The sequence below is a fragment of the Phaeodactylibacter sp. genome (assembly GCF_022763345.1).
In the GTDB taxonomy this organism is placed as follows: Bacteria; Bacteroidota; Bacteroidia; order Chitinophagales; family Saprospiraceae; genus Phaeodactylibacter.
Map to the genome: position 1 here is coordinate 153,412 of NZ_JALEGS010000049.1, position 20,181 is coordinate 173,592.

General features: G+C 51.7%; 10 protein-coding genes. 6 read left to right on the forward strand and 4 right to left on the reverse strand.

Features of this window, described 5'->3' with window-relative positions; genetic code table 11:
• Positions 1-60: 60 nt before the first annotated feature.
• The 4 genes from MRY86_RS13320 to MRY86_RS13335 form a co-directional block, all read right to left on the reverse strand.
• Positions 61-1,224 (reverse strand): amidohydrolase, encoded by a 1,164-nt coding sequence (locus MRY86_RS13320; protein WP_293564994.1) that lies wholly within the window; start codon positions 1,222-1,224, stop codon positions 61-63.
• Complete coding sequence (locus tag MRY86_RS13325; protein ID WP_293564992.1) at positions 1,221-2,696, reverse strand: sodium:solute symporter family protein; 1,476 nt, start codon at positions 2,694-2,696, stop codon at positions 1,221-1,223. The genes MRY86_RS13320 and MRY86_RS13325 overlap by 4 nt, the downstream gene beginning before the upstream one ends.
• Positions 2,697-2,705: 9 nt before the next feature.
• Positions 2,706-3,146: a GNAT family N-acetyltransferase gene (locus MRY86_RS13330; RefSeq protein WP_293564990.1), complete on the reverse strand. Its 441-nt coding sequence runs from the start codon at positions 3,144-3,146 to the stop codon at positions 2,706-2,708.
• 145 nt (positions 3,147-3,291) lie between these two features.
• On the reverse strand, positions 3,292-4,548 hold the full coding sequence (locus MRY86_RS13335; RefSeq protein WP_293564988.1) for a PDZ domain-containing protein: 1,257 nt from the start codon (positions 4,546-4,548) through the stop codon (positions 3,292-3,294).
• A gap of 457 nt (positions 4,549-5,005) precedes the next feature.
• On the opposite strand from MRY86_RS13335, the gene MRY86_RS13340 reads away from it, so the two are divergent.
• The 6 genes from MRY86_RS13340 to MRY86_RS13365 all read left to right on the forward strand — a co-directional run bounded on the left by MRY86_RS13340 (position 5,006) and on the right by MRY86_RS13365 (position 20,145).
• A complete protein-coding gene (locus tag MRY86_RS13340) occupies positions 5,006-7,999 on the forward strand; it encodes a TonB-dependent receptor (RefSeq protein WP_293564986.1) in 2,994 nt (997 codons plus the stop codon).
• A gap of 18 nt (positions 8,000-8,017) precedes the next feature.
• On the forward strand, positions 8,018-9,616 hold the full coding sequence (locus MRY86_RS13345; RefSeq protein ID WP_293564984.1) for a RagB/SusD family nutrient uptake outer membrane protein: 1,599 nt from the start codon (positions 8,018-8,020) through the stop codon (positions 9,614-9,616).
• Positions 9,617-9,740: 124 nt separating this feature from the next.
• Entirely contained in the window at positions 9,741-12,983 is a 3,243-nt protein-coding gene (locus MRY86_RS13350) for a VCBS repeat-containing protein (protein ID WP_293564982.1), read from the forward strand.
• Positions 12,970-13,599: a hypothetical protein gene (locus MRY86_RS13355; RefSeq protein WP_293564980.1), complete on the forward strand. Its 630-nt coding sequence runs from the start codon at positions 12,970-12,972 to the stop codon at positions 13,597-13,599. The genes MRY86_RS13350 and MRY86_RS13355 overlap by 14 nt, the downstream gene beginning before the upstream one ends.
• A complete protein-coding gene (locus MRY86_RS13360; protein WP_293564978.1) occupies positions 13,599-16,883 on the forward strand; it encodes a VCBS repeat-containing protein in 3,285 nt (1,094 codons plus the stop codon). Before MRY86_RS13355 ends, MRY86_RS13360 begins: the two co-directional genes overlap by 1 nt.
• The gene (locus tag MRY86_RS13365) at positions 16,876-20,145 is read left to right on the forward strand and encodes a VCBS repeat-containing protein (RefSeq protein WP_293564976.1); all 3,270 of its coding nucleotides are present in this window, start codon (positions 16,876-16,878) and stop codon (positions 20,143-20,145) included. Before MRY86_RS13360 ends, MRY86_RS13365 begins: the two co-directional genes overlap by 8 nt.
• Positions 20,146-20,181: the final 36 nt, after the last annotated feature.

Below are 20,181 nucleotides of genomic sequence, written 5' to 3' on the forward strand. Positions count from 1 at the left end.
CTTTGTGTTCGAAAAAGACTTGTTTGTTTCCCCAATGCCATGAGACCGTTTAAATTCTGATCAGCCTGTTCGCTCCAGCAGGTGTTCCAGAATCCGCCGGTACATATCAATACCCACCGGAGTGATAGCGTCAGGGAAGTCGTAATCGGGGTTGTGCAGCGCCGGGTGGTCCTCGCCCGCCCCAATGCCAAACATCGCTCCTTTGAACTGTTGGGTAAAAGCTCCAAAGTCTTCGCCCCACTTGAATGCCCAGTCTTTGGCATGGTAATCGAATCCGTTATCCGCGGCAGCCTGCTGAATGATACGGGCCACTTCGGGATCATTCCGGGTGGTCCGGAATACATTCGTCCACTCTGTATCGAGCTCCAGTCCGTACTTTTTAGAAACCCGCTCGGTGTAACTCAGCAGCCGGTCGCTCAAAGCCTGCATTTCCTGTTCTGTGCGTGTTCGGATGGTCAGGTGGATTTCGCCATAGCCGGCAGATACACCGTAGGCGACTTCGCCCATGTGTATGTGCACCGGAGTCAGGATAGCAAAACCCTCTTCCTCAATATTAGGCTGGCAGGCGATGTCCGCTTCTTTGATAATCTCAGAGATGGCCAGGGCTGGATTGATGCCATTTTCCGGTTCTCCGGCATGGGATGTCTTGCCATTAAGGCGGATAATGAGGCTTTGGACTGATGAGCTGAACGGCCCTTCTTTACAAACGATCGTACCTAGTGGGAAACCCGGCAAATTATGGAAAGCCACTGCGTAGTCAATGGGCAATACCTGATCAAAGGTTTCGTCTTTCAGCATCCATTCTGCACCAGCGCCTATCTCTTCGGCAGGCTGGAAAAGGAGTAAGGCCCGCCCTTTTTGGGGTGGATGATGGTACAAGGCTCTTGCAAATCCCATCATGACTGCCATATGCCCATCATGGCCGCACTTGTGGGAGACATTTTCCTTTGTAGACTGATAGTCGAAGTCATTGACCTCCTGAATGGGCAGGGCATCAAGCTCGGTGCGGAACAGCACGGAAGGGCCAGGCTGCCCACTGTCGAAAACAGCAACAATGCCACAGCCACCTATGCCTTCAATAAGTTGCGCAGGTTCCAGTTTTTGAAGTGATCTGACCAGAAAGGCAGCCGTGTCATGCTCTTCCCCACTCAACTCCGGGTACTGATGCAGGTAGCGCCGCAGCTGATCGATATCACTCATCCAGGAAGGCTTGGTTTGGGTCATAGCGTACGGGTTGTATCAGATAGTTTTACTGCAGCCGGCACCTCCGGCGGCGTGGTTACGTAGCTCAATATTATAAAGGACAGGGCAGAAATGGAAATCCCCGCAATATTTGCATCGAGATCGTAGGGCAGCTGCCACTGGGTCAGAATAAGCAGCAGGGTCGTGCCCCCGCCCAGTAGCATGGCCCAAAACGCTGCAGTAGGCGTGGCGCGGTTCCAGTACATACCGCCTATGACCGGTACAAAGAGCCCGGACACCATGAAAGCGTACGAGAGCAGCATGAGCTCCAGTACGTTTTGCATACTCATGGCAATAAGCAGAGCGACTGCACCAATGACAAAAGTGGCAACCTGAGAATAACGCAGGATTTTCTTTTCGTCCCCTTTTAGCGGTAGAAAGCGCTCCAGGATATCTGTGACCACATTACCGGAGGCTGCCATCAGGCAACTGTCAGCCGTAGACATGATCGCCGAGAAATAGGCAGAAAGCATAAGTCCGGTCAGCCCGGCAGGCAGCACTGTCCTCAGCAAGAGCGGTAGCCCCATCTCAGCATCCATTGCCGCCGGATCGCCGTACCCCAGGTCCACAAACATACCCTGATCGGCACCTACCCGGGCAAACAGCCCCAGCAGGACGCCCATAAAAGCCATAATCGGGTACTCAAATAGCCCGGCTGTATACCAGGCCCTCCTTGCGGTCTGCTCGTCCCGGCAGGCATAGATCCGCTGATAGAGGGTCATGCCAACAAACCAAATGGGAATGATGGTCACTCCCCAGTTGACCAGTTGCGACCAAGACACATTTGTGAGCTGCAAAAACTCTGGCCGGACCACCTCCCGGATGCCCTCCATCCCGCCTACTGCGAAGTAACCCAGCGGGATGCCGATGAAAACCAGGCCTGCCATTAGGATAATCCATTGTACGGTATCGGTATAAATGACAGCTTTGAGCCCACCGGCCACGGTGTACACCACTGCAATAACACCCATGATGATCAGCGCTTGTTTTAGGCTCAGTGCTGTGAAAGTGGCCGAAGCTAATTTGGCACCAGCCAGCAACTGCGAACTCGTGAAGCCCAGGTAGCCAATAGCAGAGATGATCCCTGCCAATAACGCCACCCTCGGGCTAAAGAGGAATTCGAAGAGCTGTGGGAAAGTCAGCAGGTTTACTTTCTTGGACAGCCGATTGACCTTCGGAATCAGAAAAACAGCACTCAGCCAGGCACCGATGAGCCCTGTGAACAGCATCCAGGAGCCGGAAATGCCCATCAGAAAGCCCAGGCCCCCCAGTCCAATGGAAAAACCGCCCCCAACGTCGGTAGCGACTACGGACAGCCCGATGTGCAGGCTGCCCATATCCCGACCGCCTACATAGTAATCGTCGGAGTTTTGATTTTGCCTAAAAAAGAAAAAACCTATCCCCAGCATCGCCAGGAAGTAGACGATGAAAATAACAATATCAATCCAGTGCATAAACAGGGTTTATTGGTTCTTAAGGCGCATTTCCAGGTACTTATTGGTGAAGCCCAGCTTCTCGTAAAGGTGGCGGGCCGGATTGTCCGGCTCCACGTGAAGCGCAATATCACCTTGCGCCAGGCTAATGGCTTTTTGCATGAGGGTTTTGCCAATGCCCTTGCCGCGCTGACTGCCGTCAACCGCAATATAGACCAGGATGTTTTCTGGTATGTACCCTTCCATCCCTGTCCGATTGATCACAACAGCCCCCACTATTTTACCCTCAAGCGCTCCGGCGATGACAAAGCCACCATGGGAAGCCGTCTCTTTTAAAGCATATTGGATGGCTTTGTGGATGTCTTCCCGGGCATCGCCGTATTGATCGAGGTGATGGAACAGAAAATCGACGATACGTTCCTTTTCAGAAATAGTAGCAGGTTCAAAAGGGGTATATACCTTAATATCCATAAGTGGTTGTAAATGATTTAATTCAATGATAGAACGTTGCCTGCGCCCTCAGGTTGAGCAGCACCAGGCATATGGCGGAATATAAGGAATATCAGCTGAGGATAAAAGTTGGAAGGGGAAGGGTGTGCCCTCGGAGGCTCGAAACTTAAATCAAATCCCGAAGTACGAATGAGGTCTTGATGCGCTCCTTATCCCGTCTGACCACAATGCGCAAACGTTTACCGGAAGGTTTCTGCAGCCGGTTGATGATACTGCTCAGCGTAAGGAATGAGGCGGGGACCCAGTTGATGCGCCGGATCTCATCACCAGGCTTCAATCCGGCTTCATGAGCCGGGCTGCCTTCAATAACGCTGTAGATTAAGAAGTCTCGAAGCCCGGGCCCCGTGGCGATGACGAGCATACCACTGCGGTCTACCTTAAATTCATCATCATAGTTTTTATTGGGCTCAAGGTAGACTTCCTCCCGAACGTAATCCAAAATAACGGTAAACCGCCTTAATATTTCATTGCCCAGAATGCCATTGCGCTGGTCCAGGCTGCTGCTGTCTATTGCAGCGCCCAGCATGATTTCCTGGTAGCTGGTAACCACGCTTGAGAATTGATAAGGAGGGATTTCCAGGCTGGAAACTTTGCCCTGATAGCCCCTCAGGAAGCCACCCAGCCCTGCGCCAAGGTTGCTGGGAATGACCCGCTCGGGAAGTACCAGCCCGGGGTCACTGTCGGTGTTGATAAGCAGCGGAAGCGCAGCGCCGGTATCGAGAAGCAATTTTAGCGTACTGGTGTCGCCCTGCCGCAGCGCAACCTTAGGAAAAACGTAGGGTTTGCTTTTCCTGAAGGTAGCCCTGACCGATGTGAAGCCCCTTTGCGGCTTATCAAATTCACGAGGGTCATAAAGGGTGATGATCTGCCGGCGATAGTCAATTTCCACAACAAACCTCCGGAAAAAATCAGCCCCCAAAATGCCATGGATTTCCACACCTGTGTAGTCTTCAAACCTAAGGTAGTCTTCTTCCAGTACCAGAATAGACCGGTTTTTGGCCAGTACCGAGCCAGCCTGCAAGTTGATACCTGAAACCAGATAGGCATAAAACTCACGGCTGAGGTCGGAACCAATGAGGGTAAAACGCCGCCGGTATTCGAGCTGAAGCAGATCGGTGATTTCCCGCTGGCTCAGAATGGTATGCTCGGCTCCGGTGTCAAAGATGAAGTTTAGCGGGAACCAGTTTTCGAGCACAACGGGCACAACGATAAACCCATTGGTATACCGGAAAGGCAAGTCGATTTTTGTTTTCCCGCCGGTGATTTCCAAATCCTGGTATTGTGCATGTGAAACGGACATGCCTGCCAGACAGAGCGCCGTGAGTACCATACGAAGGCAACGGCAGAACAGTGTCGCAAACAAATCGTTGGGTTTTGGCATGTGGCAGGTATTCTTTGCTAAGATTCAAAACAGCATATTCCCGCAGGAGTTTCGGCATGCCCGGTATTTACCCGGCATCTGCGGAGATCTTTTTTGAACAGGCAGCGGAAAATAAAATTGAGGCGTTTTCCTTGCAGGAACAAGCAGTTAACGTTATTTTAACATCATAATTTAATTTGGTTTGAAGCTTATTTGTAAAAAACTGTTTGTTGATCTTTGTTTTTTCCTGCTAAATTGAGACTTTTACGAACTAGTTAGTGTAAAACGGACACAATTTGTCTGTGCCCCCTGAATTCCATCTGAATGATCTCCATGAACAAATGAAGCCCAGGCTTCAGTAAAAAATTGCAAGCGTTGCCCTCAGGGTTTGATGGTTTCGTTTGCGGTAACAGGATTTATTAATCAGACATAGTTTTTACTAACTAAACCAAAGTAGTGTATGAAACTTAACATCAACTCCATGACAAGGGGCGGTCTCCTTGTCTTGGCGCTCCTGCTGTGTAATTTCACTTTTGCACAGCGTACCTTAACGGGTACGGTCACGGATGCTGAGACGGGTGAGCCTCTGATCGGGGCAAACATACTCGTTGTTGGCTCCAGCACAGGTACCATTACGGACTTCGATGGTGCGTATTCCCTTAACGTTTCAGAAAATGCCAAAGAGCTGGAATTCTCTTACACAGGATACAGCTCTCAACGCGTTGAAATTGGCAACCAAACCACAATTGACATCAGCCTTTCTGCGGGACAGCAGCTGGACGAGGTCGTTGTTGTAGGTTATGGTTCTCAGAAAGAGAAGGAAATTACTTCTGCCGTAACTTCAGTAAGCGCTGAAGACTTCAACCAGGGGCCTATCACCGACCCTTCCCAGTTATTACAGGGTAAGGTGGCTGGCCTTCAGGTGTACAACCGTGGTGGAGACCCCAATGGACAGAGCGTTATCCGCCTACGCGGTATCTCTACTGTAGGGGCAAACACTGAGCCATTGGTTGTAGTAGATGGTATCATTGGTGCCTCTTTGGACAACGTGGACCCGAACGATATCGAGAACGTGACCGTACTGAAAGACGGTTCGGCTGCTGCGATCTACGGTTCACGGGGTTCTTCAGGGGTTATCCTGGTGACCACCCGCTCCGGTAGCCAAGGCAAAGGCGTCGAGTTCTCTTACAATGGCCAGACTGCTGCTTCTACCGCATTCAACAGTGTGCCGGTTATGAGCGCAGATGAGTTTGTCGCGGCTGGCGGTACAGACCTTGGCAGTGAAACCAACTGGATCGATGAGGTGACGCGCGTTGGCATCAGCAACGTACACAGCTTGTCTGCTTCCGGCGGTTCAGGCAACACCACTTACCGCGTTTCCGGCAACTATCGTAATGTAGACGGTATCCTTGAGAATTCCGGCTTTGAGCAGTTCAACGGACGTGTGAACCTCTCTACAAAGGCTTTTAACGACAAGGTAAGCATCGACTTCAACTCTTCCTTTACCAACCGGAACTCTGACTTCGGTTTCAATGAGGCCCTCCGCTACGGTGTATTGTACAACCCAACTGCTCCGGTCCGTGGTGCGGATGCGCCATTCCCTTTTGCAAGCGAGCAGTACGGTGGCTTCTTCGAAACACTGGGTCTGTTTGATAGCTTCAACCCGGTTTCTATCATTGAGCAAAACCGCAATCAGGGCCAGCGTACGGAGGTGACTTACGGTGCACGGGTAGGCTACGACATTACGCCTAACCTGGAACTTGCTGCCCGCGTGGCAAACCAAAAGATAACTATTGCTAACGAAGAGTACTACCCAACTACGTCTCTGTTCAGAGGTAACGCAACCAGCCCAACCCGTAAGGGCCTCGCTGAGTTTTACGATGAGATTACCTCTTTCCAGCTGTTTGAAGGTTACCTGACTTACGTTGCAGACGTAGGCAGCCGTTCTAACCTGCGCGTGACAGGTGGTTACTCTTATCAGCAGAACAACTTCGAGTCCAAGTTCCTTAGCCTGGGTGACTTCCCGGACAATTCACTGGACTTTGGCAACCTGATCCAAGCTTCTCAGGACTTACAGAATGCTGGCTTTATTCAGGCCAACAGCGCTGTTTCTCCGGATGAGAAGATTATTGCCTTCTTTGCACGTGCAAATATGACGATTGACGATGCGATCTTCCTGAACGCTTCTGTTCGTCGTGAAGGTTCCACTAAGCTTGGTGCGGACAACCGCTGGGGTATTTTCCCTGCCGTTGGTGTCGGTGTAGACGTGAACCGTTACCTGGATATCAACAACGTAGACCTCCTGAAAGTACGGGTAGGTTATGGTGTTACAGGTGCCCTGCCTGGACCAAACGGACTATCTCAGCCCATCCGCCAAGTTGTAAACGGAGACGATGGAAGTGTCTCTACAGAATTGATCCGTGCTGCTAACCCTGACCTCAAGTGGGAGGAAAAAGGAGAGTTGAACCTCGGTGTGGAATTCACTATGGGGCGCTTCAACGCTACCTTAGACTTGTATGACCGAAACATTCAGGACTTTATCCTGGAGCGTACAATTGATGTAACGACAGAAGGTGTAGACCGCCGATTTGAAAACGCAGGCTTGCTGAGTACACAAGGTGCAGAACTCACATTGGGGTACGATGTAGTGCGCAAGGATAGAATGGTTTGGAATACTGGTTTGATCCTCAGTACCTATCGTACCACACTTGATGAGTATGTTGTACCGGTAGAGCAGCGCGCTAACCTTGGTGCACCTGGTCAGAACGGTACCAACATGGTTATCATCCGTGAAGGGGAGGAAATCGGTCAAATCTGGGGCCCTGTTTTTGAAGGTGTAGGTGAAGATGGATCTCCAATTCTTCAAGACCTCAATGGCGACGGTCAGGTGATTGGTGATCAGGGTAACGCCCTGAATCCTGAAGCAGACTTTACCACATTGGGCAATGGTATCCCCGATTTGGAATTTGGCTGGACTAACCAACTTTCCTTTGGTGACTGGTCGGTTAATGCATTTTTCCGTGGGGCATTGGGCCATAGTCTTGTAAATACTTTCCGTGCGTTCTATGAGCCTCGCATTTCTTCACAGACTTCTTATAACTTTGTTAATACAGAGTTGGCAGAACCTGGACTGACTTCTGCACAGTTTAGCTCACTCTATGTTGAAGAGGCTGACTTCTTCAAGCTGGACAACCTGACGATCTCAAGAAGATTCAGCTTTGAGAAAGGAAGTGCCATTCGTGGCCTCACAGTGTCGCTGACCGGACAAAACCTGTTCGTTCTGACCAACTACACGGGTACTGACCCTGAACCATCATTAGTAGACTATGGTTCATCAGACAATGGCGGAGAAGTAGACTTCTCGAATCCTGATGTACTTAGCCCGGGCATCGACCGCCGCTACAGCTACTTTGCTTCGCGGACATTCACACTGGGCGTAAATCTTAATTTCTAACTTGAAAACTAAAAAGTAATGAAAAGACTTTTTAAATATTCGTTAATCGCATGCCTTGGTCTTTCGATGGCGGCTTGTACCGACCTTGAGGAAGATTTGGTGGGCGATATCACTGAAGATATCGTCGTTGAAGGCATTAATATAGGTGGTCCTGGTGGGGGCGAAGGAGCGCTTACCGCTTTGTACGCCGAGCTTCGCAACTCCGGTACCGCTAACCACGGTGGCTATTACTCCATTCAGGAGATTACTACTGATGAAATGTTCATCGGCGCTAAGGGTGGTGACTGGTTTGACGGCGGTGACCTGATCCGTTTGCACCAGCACACTTATACCCCCAACCACCCGTTCGTTAACGGTGCATGGGTAGCGACCTACAACGCTATTGCTACTGCTAATGATAACCTGGGTAGTGGCAACCTTTCCGAAACAGAAACGGCACAAGCCCGTGCGGTACGTGCCTATTTCTACTGGCGCTTGCTGGACTCCTACGGCCGTGTGAAATTGGTAACGGAGACCAATGAGGACCCACCACAGGCTTCCCGTCAGGAAGTGTTCGAATTTGTAGAAAGCGAGTTGCTTGCTGCTTTGGGTATTGCTGAGGTGAGCGAGTCTATGGACCTTACCAACAGCCCATTGGCAGATGGTGGTTCTGCTTATGTCATGAACCGTTATGGTGCATTGGGTATTCTTGCAAAACTGTACCTCAACGCTGAAGTATACACTGGTACGCCGATGTATGACAAAGCTGAAATTGCTGCCTCTTACATCATTGACAGTGGTCAGTATGTCCTGTGCGGCGACGGTTGTTCTGTTCCCAACCTGGGCAAGCGCCCACGCGTGGATGCGGATCCTGAGACGCTGGAAGGTTATGCGGCAGTTTTCGCAGCTAACAATGAAGGCAACCCTGAGCATATCTTCTCTGTACGCTACGATGAAGCTACAGGTGCCGGTATGAACTTCAGCCAGATGAACCTGCACTACTCCAGCCAGTTTACCTGGAACTTCCAGGAACAGCCTTGGAACGGATATGCTACCCTCGAGGAGTTTTATAATTCCTATGAAGACGGCGATGCCCGTAAAGAGAATAACTTCATCGTTGGTCCACAGCTGGACTTCAGCGGCTCTGCCTTGCTGGATTACGCTGCTGACGATGATGATATTCAGCTGAACTATACGCCGGAAATCAACGAGCTGGCACCAAACTCACAGCGTGAGGCAGGTGCTCGTCCGGCTAAATTTAGCTACAAGCAGTTTGGCCGTGCAGAGATGGATAACGACTTCCCCATCGTTCGTTTGGGTGAAGTATACCTGGTCCGCGCAGAAGCGGCAGCTCGTCAGGCTGGAAACTGGTCCGCTGCTGAGGCAGACGTAAATGTCCTGCGTGCCCGTGCCGGCGTTGCGGAGTATAACGGCAACCTGACTGAAGAGGAATTCCTCGCAGAGCGTGGCCGTGAGATGTTCCAGGAAACGGCTCGCCGTACGGACCTGATCCGCTTTGGCAAGTACAATGGCGAATGGTGGGAGAAGCCTTCCTCTGAGCCATTTGTAAACATCTTCCCGATCCCACAGGAGCAGATCAATGCTGGTGGTGGATTGACACAGAACCCAGGGTACTAATCCCTGAAGTTTGATAAACCTTGCTATCCCGGGCCCCTCCTTTATGAAGGGCCCGGGATACTTTTTGATACCCTAACCATCATGGTATATGCACTGCTTGATTCTTAAAATAGCTTTGAGAAAAATGTATAGTGTAAAAGGGATCACTATTCTGCTCGCTGCTGTATCCCTGTTCACTGCCTGCTCTGATCAGCCTGCAACGGTCTTTTCTGCTCTCGGTCCTGAGTCTACAGGCATTCAATTCTCCAATGACCTCCACTACACGGAGGACTATAACCCCTACACCTACCGAAACTTCTACAACGGCGGCGGCGTCGCCATAGGCGATATCAATAATGATGGCTTACAGGACCTCTACTTTGCAGGCAACCTGGTGCCCAATAAATTATACCTCAACAAAGGCGGGCTGCAATTTGAAGACATTACTGAACAGGCAGGTATCTCCTGTGCGGACGTTTGGACATCCGGCGTCAACCTCGTTGATATCAATGCGGACGGCTGGCTCGATATTTATGTTTGCAAAGCCGGGAAACCCGGTGGCCCTAACCGCCACAATGAACTGTTCATCAATCAGGGCGACCTCACCTTTACCGAGGAGTCCAAAAAATATGGGTTGGACTTTACCGGTCTGTCCATTCAGTCCGCTTTCTTTGATTATGACCGTGACGGCGACCTTGATTGTTACCTGCTCAACAACTCCCTGCGCTCCGTAGGCGGCTTCGATATGCAGGAAGGGCTGCGTGATGTTTATGACCCGGAAGGCAACAAATTGCTGGAAAACCGGGACGGCACCTTTGTCGATGTGACCCGGGAAGCCGGGATTTATGCCAGCCGCATCGGTTACGGGCTGGGCATCACCCTGGCCGATTTTAATCAGGATGGCTGGCCGGATATTTTTCTGTCTAATGACTTCTTCGAGAAAGACTACCTCTACTTCAATAATCAGGACGGCACCTTTACCGAAGCTTCGGACTCCAGCTTTATGTCCCTTTCCATGGGGTCTATGGGGGCGGATGCCTGCGACTTGGATAACGACCTGCTTTCCGAAATCTTCGTCACCGAAATGCTCCCCCGCGATGACGACCGCAAGAAGACAAAGACCGTCTACGAAGAGTGGGACAAATACCAGCTCAGCGTAAAGAAAGGCTACCATCATCAGTTTGCCCGCAACGTCCTGCATAAAAACCTGAACGGGCAGGAGTTCATCGAAGTGGGCCGGGCTGCGGGTGTGGAAAGCACCGACTGGAGCTGGTCTGCCCTAATGCAGGATTATGATGCTGATGGGCTGCGGGACATCTTCGTCAGCAATGGCATCCGTTCTGACCTGCTCGATAAAGACTACCTCAACTACATGGCCAATGAAACCCACGTGCGCGCCATGATCAACGAAGACGAAGAGGTGCTGAAAAAGCTGATTGACATTATGCCTTCCTCGCCGGTCCGCAACGCCCTCTTCCGCAATGAAGGCAACCTGCAGTTTTCCTACCAAAGCATAGACTGGGGCTTTGAAACCCCAACCTTTAGCAACGGCAGCGCCTACGGCGACCTGGATAACGACGGCGACCTGGACCTGGTCGTCAATAATGTCGATCAGCCGGCAACGATCTACCGCAACAATACCCCACGTAGTCAGGCCCACAGCATCGCTTTCCGGCTGGAGTTCACCGGAGGTAACCGGCAGGCCATTGGCGCCAAAGTGCTGATCGTAGCAGATAGCCTGCGCAGCCTGTTTGAGTATTTTCCAACGAAAGGCTTTCAGAGTAGCTCCGCTTGCCCCGTTTTCTTTGGGCTGGGGGCGCGTACACGAGTGGATAGCCTTTATGTGATCTGGCCTAACGGGCAGGTGAATATCCGCACGGGCTTGCAGGCCGATCAGATTCATGACATTCGTTTTGATGCGGCAAATGCGACTGTTCAGCAGCCCTTTCTATGGGCCTCGCCCAAGCCGGTTTGGAAAGCAGTGGAGCCTCCTGTCTCTTTTAAACACGATGAGGTAAATATTAATTTCTTTGGCCGGGAGCGTATGCTGCTCACCATGCCCGGTGGCAAAGGGCCTGTCCTGGCAAGGGCCGATGTGAACGGTGATGGCCGGCAGGATTTTTTTGCCGGGGGCGGTAAGAATCAGGAGTCGGTCTTGTATCTGGCGACAGCGGACGGCTTTGTGGAGCAAGCCTCCTTTGGCGATACCCGCCGGTCTGAGGCGACAGATGCCGTCTTTTTCGACAGTGATTTGGATGGCGATCTTGACCTGTACGTAGGGCATGGTGGGAAGGCCTTTTCGGAGTATTCCCCGGAGTTGCACGACGCCCTTTACCTGAATGATGGTACTGGACGCTTCGAGCAGGCAGAAGGTGCAATTGACTTTCCCTACCCGCTCTCCACCGGTGCGGTAGGCGTAGCCGATTTTGACCAGGACGGGCTGCCCGATATCGTAGTGGCAGAAGCCATGAAGACCAATGTGCACGGTCTGCCGGGCAGTTGCCTGGTCTGGCGCAATACTGGTGAAAACCACTTTGAATTACTGGACGTAAAAGCCGGTCAGGATGTAGGCATGATCAAAGCCTTGTCTGCTTCAGATATTGACGGTAATGGCTGGCCGGATATTTTACTGGCCGGAGAATACATGCCTCTTACTATTTTGTACAACGAGAATGGTAATTTTCAAAAAAAAGTGCTGCCCGGTACGGACGGCTGGTGGCAGGCTATAGAAATGGCAGACCTGGACGAAGACGGCGACCCTGACTTTATTTTGGGCAATATGGGCACCAACAACTTCTTCCGAAGCGGGCATAAGATATTCATCGCAGATTTTGATCAAAATGGAACGCCTGAGCAGATTGCCTGCACCAAAAGAGAGGACGGGCATTATCCCATTCAGGCCATTGACGAGCTGTACATGCAAATGCCGGTCCTCAAGAAAAAATACCGCCGCTACGAAGCCTTCTCAAAAGCCCCGCTGGAAGCCCTGATTCCGGAGGAAAAGCTCGCTGAAGCGCGGCAACTCCACCTTAGGGAACGGCGCAGCGTCGTATTGTGGAACGACAACGGTGAGCTACGCCTTCAGCCTTTACCAGCCGGAGCGCAGTATAGTAGTGTGCATGCCATATTGGTCAGAGATGTGGATGAGGATGGTACCCCGGATTTGCTGCTTGGTGGGAACGACTACCGGGTCAAGCCACAGTTTGGCCGTCAGGATGCCTCCAAAGGCTGTCTCTGCAAAGGGCGAAGAGCAGGACAAGCCGTTGTATTTGAACAGTGCCGGATGCTGAGCCTCCATGGGCAGGTAAGAAGTTTTTTAGACATCAACGAAAATCAAATTATTATTGGCTTAAATGATGAGAAAATTCAGTGGTATGAGTTCTACTAAGGGCTTCTCGAAAGAGAAAATGCACAACCGGTTTTGTTCCACTGCCAAACGCCTTTTACTTTTGGGAGTGCTGTTAGTGGCTTTTCAGAGCTGCAAGTCAGAGTACCAGCAGTATGTGGACCGGGAATTAGGTACGGGGGAAATCCGGGACAGCCTCATTTTTGGTATGCGGATGGGGCAGACCAAAAAAGAATTTTATGCCATTTGCTGGGAGCTTAATAAGCAAAAGGTCATCACGGCAGGCACCGGCAATCAGTATGCTAAATACGTGGTGGATGCGGATACCATAACCGGTGATTTGTCAAGAGCTAAGGACATGCTGTTTTATGGTATTTTTGATGAGGATGATGTGATGCGTGGCATGGATATGAAGTATGCCTACCAAACCTGGGCACCCTGGAACCGCAACCGGCACGCAGACAGCCTGATGAATCAACTGCGCCAGCAGTACCTGCAGGGGTATCCGGGCAATGATTTTATGGAGCTGAAGGTCGAAGGGCTCAAGACACCCGCAATGGTCAAAATTGATGGCAACCGTCAAATCCTGATGTACCCCATTAATAATAAGGATGTAAAAGTACGTATTGAAGACTTACGTTATAAGCTTGACAAATAATGAAAGCACCTACTGCATTTTGGATCGTTCCTCTTTTATTCCTCCTGAGCTGTGAGCCGGACGGTTCCGATCCTCAGTCTTCCTCCACTCCGCTGTTTACGCTGAGGGATAACGCTGAGGTGGGGATCAATTTCAGCAACGACCTTACCTATACCAAAGACTTCAACGTCTACAAGTACCGCAACTTCTACAACGGTGGTGGTGTCGCGATCGGGGATATCAACAACGATGGGCTGGCTGACGTCTACCTGACGGCGAATCAAACCGGCAATAAACTGTTCCTGAACAAAGGCAACTGGCAGTTTGAAGACATCTCGGAAAAGGCGGGCGTAAGCGGGCAGCGGGCCTGGTCCACCGGTGTCACCATGGTGGATGTGAATGGCGATGGCCTGCTCGACATCTACGTTTGCAACTCCGGCGATGTGGAAGGGGATAATAAGGAAAACGAACTGTTCATCAATCAGGGCAATCTGCGTTTTGAGGAACAGGCAGAGCAGTACAACCTCAACGACAAAGGCTATTCCACTCACGCCAGCTTCTTCGACTATGATAAAGACGGTGACCTGGATGTGTACCTGCTTAACAACTCCTTCCAGGCCATTGGCAGCTTCAACCTGCGCAAAAACGAACGCCCCAACCGCGATGCCCTCGGTGGTGATAAGCTGATGCGCAACGATGGGGGGCAATTTGTGGATGTGAGCCAAGAGGCTGGCATTTACGGCAGTGTGATTGGCTTCGGGCTGGGCGTAACCGTTGGCGATGTCAATAATGACAACTGGGAAGACCTCTTCATCTCCAATGACTTTTTCGAACGCGACTACCTCTACATCAATCAGCAGGATGGCACGTTCAAAGAAGACCTGGTCAATCAGATCAACTCCATTAGCGGGGCCTCTATGGGGGCAGATATGGCAGATATCGATAATGACGGCTATCAGGATATTTTCGTGACGGAAATGTTGCCTTCTGATTACAGCCGCCTGAAATCCGTCACCACCTTTGAAGGTTGGGATAAGTACCAGTACAATGTGACCAACGGCTACCACCATCAGTTCACCCGCAACGTGCTGCACCTCAACCGGGGCAACAGCACCTTCAGCGAAATCTCCCGCCTGGCGGGCGTAGAAGCCTCCGACTGGAGCTGGGGCGCCCTGTTCTTCGATATGGACAACGATGGGTACGAAGACCTCTTTATCGCCAATGGCATTTACAAAGACCTCACCGATCAGGACTACCTACAGTACATCGCCAATGAATCCGTCATACAGTCCATTATATCGGATAAAGGAGTCAATTACAAAGAGCTGATCGACATCATCCCATCCAACAAGGTGCCTAACCACGCCTTCAAAAACCTGGGCGGGCTTTCCTTCGAGGTATACGAAGCGAGCGGGTTGCAAACCCCCAGCTTTTCCAATGGCTCCGCTTACGGGGATCTGGACAACGATGGCGATCTCGACCTTGTGGTCAATAATGTAAGCATGCCCTGTTTTGTCTACGAAAACCAAGGCGCGGGCGGCAACTACCTGAAGTTTTACCTCCGGGGCGAGGGGCAGAATACCTTCGCTATTGGCAGCAAAGTGGAAATTCGGGCAGGCGATCAGACCTGGCGGGTGGAAAACCAACCGACACGGGGCTTTCAGTCCAGCGTGGACCCGGCAGTAGTCGTCGGCATAGGCAAGGTAGCGCAGGCTGAGGTAACCATCACCTGGCCCGATGGAAAAGTTACTCAACTCGGCACTGTTGAAGCGAATCAGACATTGACGGTTTCTTCGTCCACCGGTCAGGCTGTTGCTTCCATGGCATCCGAAAATACCGCCTTTGGCAAAGCCTTCGAGCCTGTAACCTCTCCCATTGACTATACGCACGAAGAGAACAACTACGTCGATTTTAACCGGGAGCGCCTGCTCTACCACGGGCACAGTACCGAGGGGCCCCGGGTAGGGCAGGGCGACCTGAACGGCGATGGCTATACGGATCTCGTCATACCCGGCCCAAAGGATGCGCCCTGTGTGGCCTATTTCGGGCAGGCAGATGGCCGCTTTTCCAAAACGGTGCTGGAGCAGATTGATGCCGGGGCAGAACATCTCGCGGCCCACCTCTTTGATGCGGATGGAGACGGCGACCTCGACCTCTACCTGGTAAGCGGAGGTGTAGAAATCACGGAATTCTCCAACCTTCTGCACGATGAGATTTGGTTTAATGATGGGAGCGGGCGGTTTACGGAACACCGGCAGGTCTTCCCCAATGATCAAAAAATGAGTACCCTCGCAGTGGACTCCCGGGACATCGACGGCGATGGTGATGAAGACCTCTTTGTTGGAGAGCGGATCAAAGTTGGGAAGTACGGTGCCAAATGCTCGGGCTTCATTCTGGAAAACGATGGAGCAGGCAACTTCCGCGATGTAACCCAACAGTATTATCCCGAACTGTCCAATATAGGTATGATCACTAGCGCCCGTTGGTGCGACCTAAATAAGGACGAGCGCCCCGACCTGGTGGTAACCGGCGAATTTATGGAAGTGCATGTTTTGATAAACGAGGGCTCAAGCCTGCGCAGGCAACCGCTGTCGTTTCCCAATGCCGGGCTTTGGACGGCACTGGAGGTCGCAGACTTAGATGGCGATGGCAACGAGGACTTAGTGCTCGGCAACCTGGGCACGAACAGCCGTATACGAGGCACCAAAGATCATCCACTGCGCCTGTACTACAACGATTTTGACAACAACAACTTTCCGGAAAGCATTCTGACCTTCAACGCAGACAACGGGAAGGACTATCCCTACGCCCTGCGGCACAACCTCACCAAGCAGATGCCGTACCTCAAAAAGCAATATCCGGATTTCCAATCCTTTAAGGAGGCAGATATCACCCAGATTTTTAATGAGCAGCAATTGGAAAATACAACGGTGCTGGAGGCCAATGAGCTGCGGTCTGTGGTATTGCGTAACCTGGGCGCCGGGCAATTCGAGAAGCAGGTTCTGCCGGTAACGGTGCAGTTCAGCCCGGTCTACGCCATTGAAGCAGCAGATGTGAATAGGGACGGTCAGCCCGATTTGCTGCTTGGTGGCAACCTGTATAAAGTACAGCCTGAGATTGGTATTTATGACGCCTCTTACGGGAATTGCCTGATTAACGATGGGAAGGGGCAGTTTGCTGACCGGTCTGTCGAACTTGGATTTGGCGTTAAGGGCGAAATTCGTGACATTCAGCTCATCAATGAGTTGGTTTATATTTTTCGGAATGATGATGAGATCAAGACATATCAGATTAACTATGAATAAAGTTGGGGTTTTTCAGGGGCTTGCTGTATTGCTGTTATGGTCGTTGAGCGCCTGCGGGGGAGACCCTTCGTCAGCGGGCGGGAATGCACCGGGCACTATGCGCACGCTCGGGCCTGAGGAAACAAGCATTAGCTTTGTCAATCAGTTGTCCGATAACCTGGACCGCAATATCATCGAGTACCTGTATTACTACAATGGGGGCGGCGTTGCGGTAGGCGACATCAACAACGATGGACTGGAAGACCTCTTCTTCACCGCCAATGAGCAACCCGACAAGCTCTACCTGAACAAAGGCAACCTTCAGTTTGAAGACATCACGGCGCAGGCAGGCATTTTGGCTGATGATGCCTGGTCGACCGGGGTGGCGATGGTAGACGTCAACAACGATGGTTACCTGGATATCCACGTTTGCAAAGTAGGCGTGGGAGTTATGCCGGCTGCACACAACCTTTTGTACCTGAATCAGCAGGATGGCACCTTTAAGGAAAGCTCCAAAGACCTGGGGCTGAACATTCAAGCCTTCTCCACTCAGGCCTGCTTCCTGGACTACGATCTGGACGGCGACCTTGATCTATACCTGCTCAACCATAATGTCCACTCGGTACGCAGTTATGGCTCAACCAAAAAACGTAAAGAAACAGATCCACTCGCTGGTGACCGGTTCTTCGAAAACCGCGTCAATGAGGCAGAAGGACAGTTTGTGGATGTGACGGCATCAACCGGTATCTACAGTAGCCCTCTCGGTTACGGGCTAGCCATTGCGGCGGCTGACCTCAATGGCGATGGCTACACCGATATCTACATCGGCAACGACTTTCACGAGAACGACTACATTTACCTCAACAACGGCGATAAAACCTTCCGGGAGGCAATCAATGACTGGACCGACCACACCACGCAGTTCAGCATGGGTGTCGATATCGCAGACCTCAACAACGATCAGTTGCCGGATATCTTCAGCACGGATATGCTGCCCTTTGACGAGGAAATCTACCTCAAATCCGGGGGGGAGGACACCGATCAGCTCAAACGGATAAAGGCAGACCTCGGTTTCGAGGAGCAGTTTGCCCGCAACCACCTGCAGCTCAATTCCGGTAAGGCCTACTTCACCGACCTGGCTTTACAAACCCGCACCTTCGCCACCGACTGGAGCTGGGGCGTGCTGCTGCAGGACTTCGACAATAACGGCTGGAAGGATATTTTCATCACTAACGGCATCGTAAAGCGCCCGAACGACCTGGATTACATCAACTACCTCAACAGTGAAGCCATCGCGCAGCTGGATGAGGACGACCCGGAGCGCACCCGTAAACTGATTGAAAAACTGCCTTCCGAAAAATTGCACAATATCCTCTTCTTGCAGCAATCCGAGCTGGAATTCACGAATCTGGAAAGCTCCAAGGTGGGTACGCCGACCTTCTCCAATGGCGTAGCTTATGCCGATTTGGATAAAGATGGTTATTTAGAAGTCATCGTAAACAACATCAATGAGCCCGCTCAAATACTGGCCTGGGAAGACCGTGCAGAGGGCGGCAATTACCTCAGTCTACGCTTAAAAAACAGTGCCGGAAAAACCGCGCTGGGCGCCAAAGCCTATGTTTACGCCGGTGGGCGCACCCTCTATCAGGAACTGCAAGTAGTCAAAGGCTATCAGTCTTCGGTTTCCCACCGTTTGCACTTTGGATTGGGCGATGTTAGTCAGATTGACTCTGTGCGGATCATTTGGCCGGGGCAGGGAGCACAGGTCCTGTCTGACCTGTCTGTTAATCAGCATTTGGAAGTGGAAAGACCGGCGGCTGACGCGCTAATAGCCGCAGCGGGCAATCCAGTCAAAGCTCAGGCTTTTGAAGTATTTCCGCTGCAGCACGAAGAAAACCCTTATGAGGACTACGAAAAAGAAAAACTCATGCCCGAGCGGCTTTCACAGGAAGGCCCGGCGGTTTTGTACGAAGACCTGAATGCAGATGGCATTAAGGACCTGCTCATTGGTGGGGCACATGGCTATCCCATGCGTTTGTTGCAGGGGCAGGCGGACGGGTCGTTTCAGAACCTGGAGGTCGAGGCCTTTACCCGAGATGCCGGTTACGAAGATGCCAGTTTTGCAGTCATTGATTTCGATGCGGATGGTGACCTGGACCTGTATGCCGTAAGTGGGGGAGGAGCGGCCAAAGAGCTGGAAAAGGCGCTGGAAGACCGGTTGTACCTGAACAATGGTAATATGGACTTCCGCCGCGTGCAGCTTTCCCTGCCCCATACCAACGGTAGCGTGGTGGCGGTTGCGGACTTCAACAAGGATGGTTACGAGGACATCTTCGTAGGCGCCCGCTCGATCCCGGGGTCCTATGGGCTATCTCCCTACAGCTTTATCCTGACCAATAAGCAGGGGATGGGCGTAGATATCGCCTACAAGCAACGGTTCGGCATGGTCACCGATGCCAAATGGGCCGACTTTGATCAGGACGATGACCTGGACCTCATCATCTGTGGCGATTGGATGCCGGTGACGATACTGGAGAACGATGGTGAAGGCGCGCTGGAGTACCTGCCGGAAGAAGCCAACGGCCCTGCACTGACCGGATTCTGGACGAAGCTTGCCGTGGCAGATGTCAATCAGGATGGGCAACTTGATATTTTTGCGGGCAATCTAGGCACCAACAGCCTGATGCAAGCGAGCCCGGAGGCCCCCATCAAACTCTACCTTGGCGATTTTGATGAGAATGGCTTTGTGGATCCTCTGGTCTTTTTTAAGTATTACGACCGCTACGTCCCGCTCGGTTCCAAAGATAAATTACTATCGCAGCTACCCGGGCTGAAAAAGGATTTCGTATCCTATTCCAAGTATGCTGAGGTGGCCAGTTTTGAAGCCCTTTTGCCGGAAGGGCAGGACTTTCTGGTAGAAGAAAAACAGGCGGAAACCCTGCAGTCCATGCTATTCCTCTCTACAGCTGATGGAGGCTACGAGGCCCAACCTTTGCCTGCAAAGGCACAGTGGGGCACGGTACAGGACCTTTGGTGGGAAGAAGAGGCCCGGCAGCTGTACTTCATCAGCAGCAATGCCGAGCTGATGGCCGTACACGGCAACAGCCAATCCGCCCGGGGCGGAGTGCTCGGAGACTACGATGCGGCAGCTTCCGCTTTTCAAACGGTCCAATCACTGGACCTGCCGAGAGGGGTTCAGGCGCGGGCGCTCCTGCCGGTAAGCGGGCGGCAGTTGTTGCTGATTACGAATAATGATTACCCCTATCTGCTAAGTAGCCGTTGAGGCGCTGCAACAAAAACGGGTTTTCAAGGTTGCCTC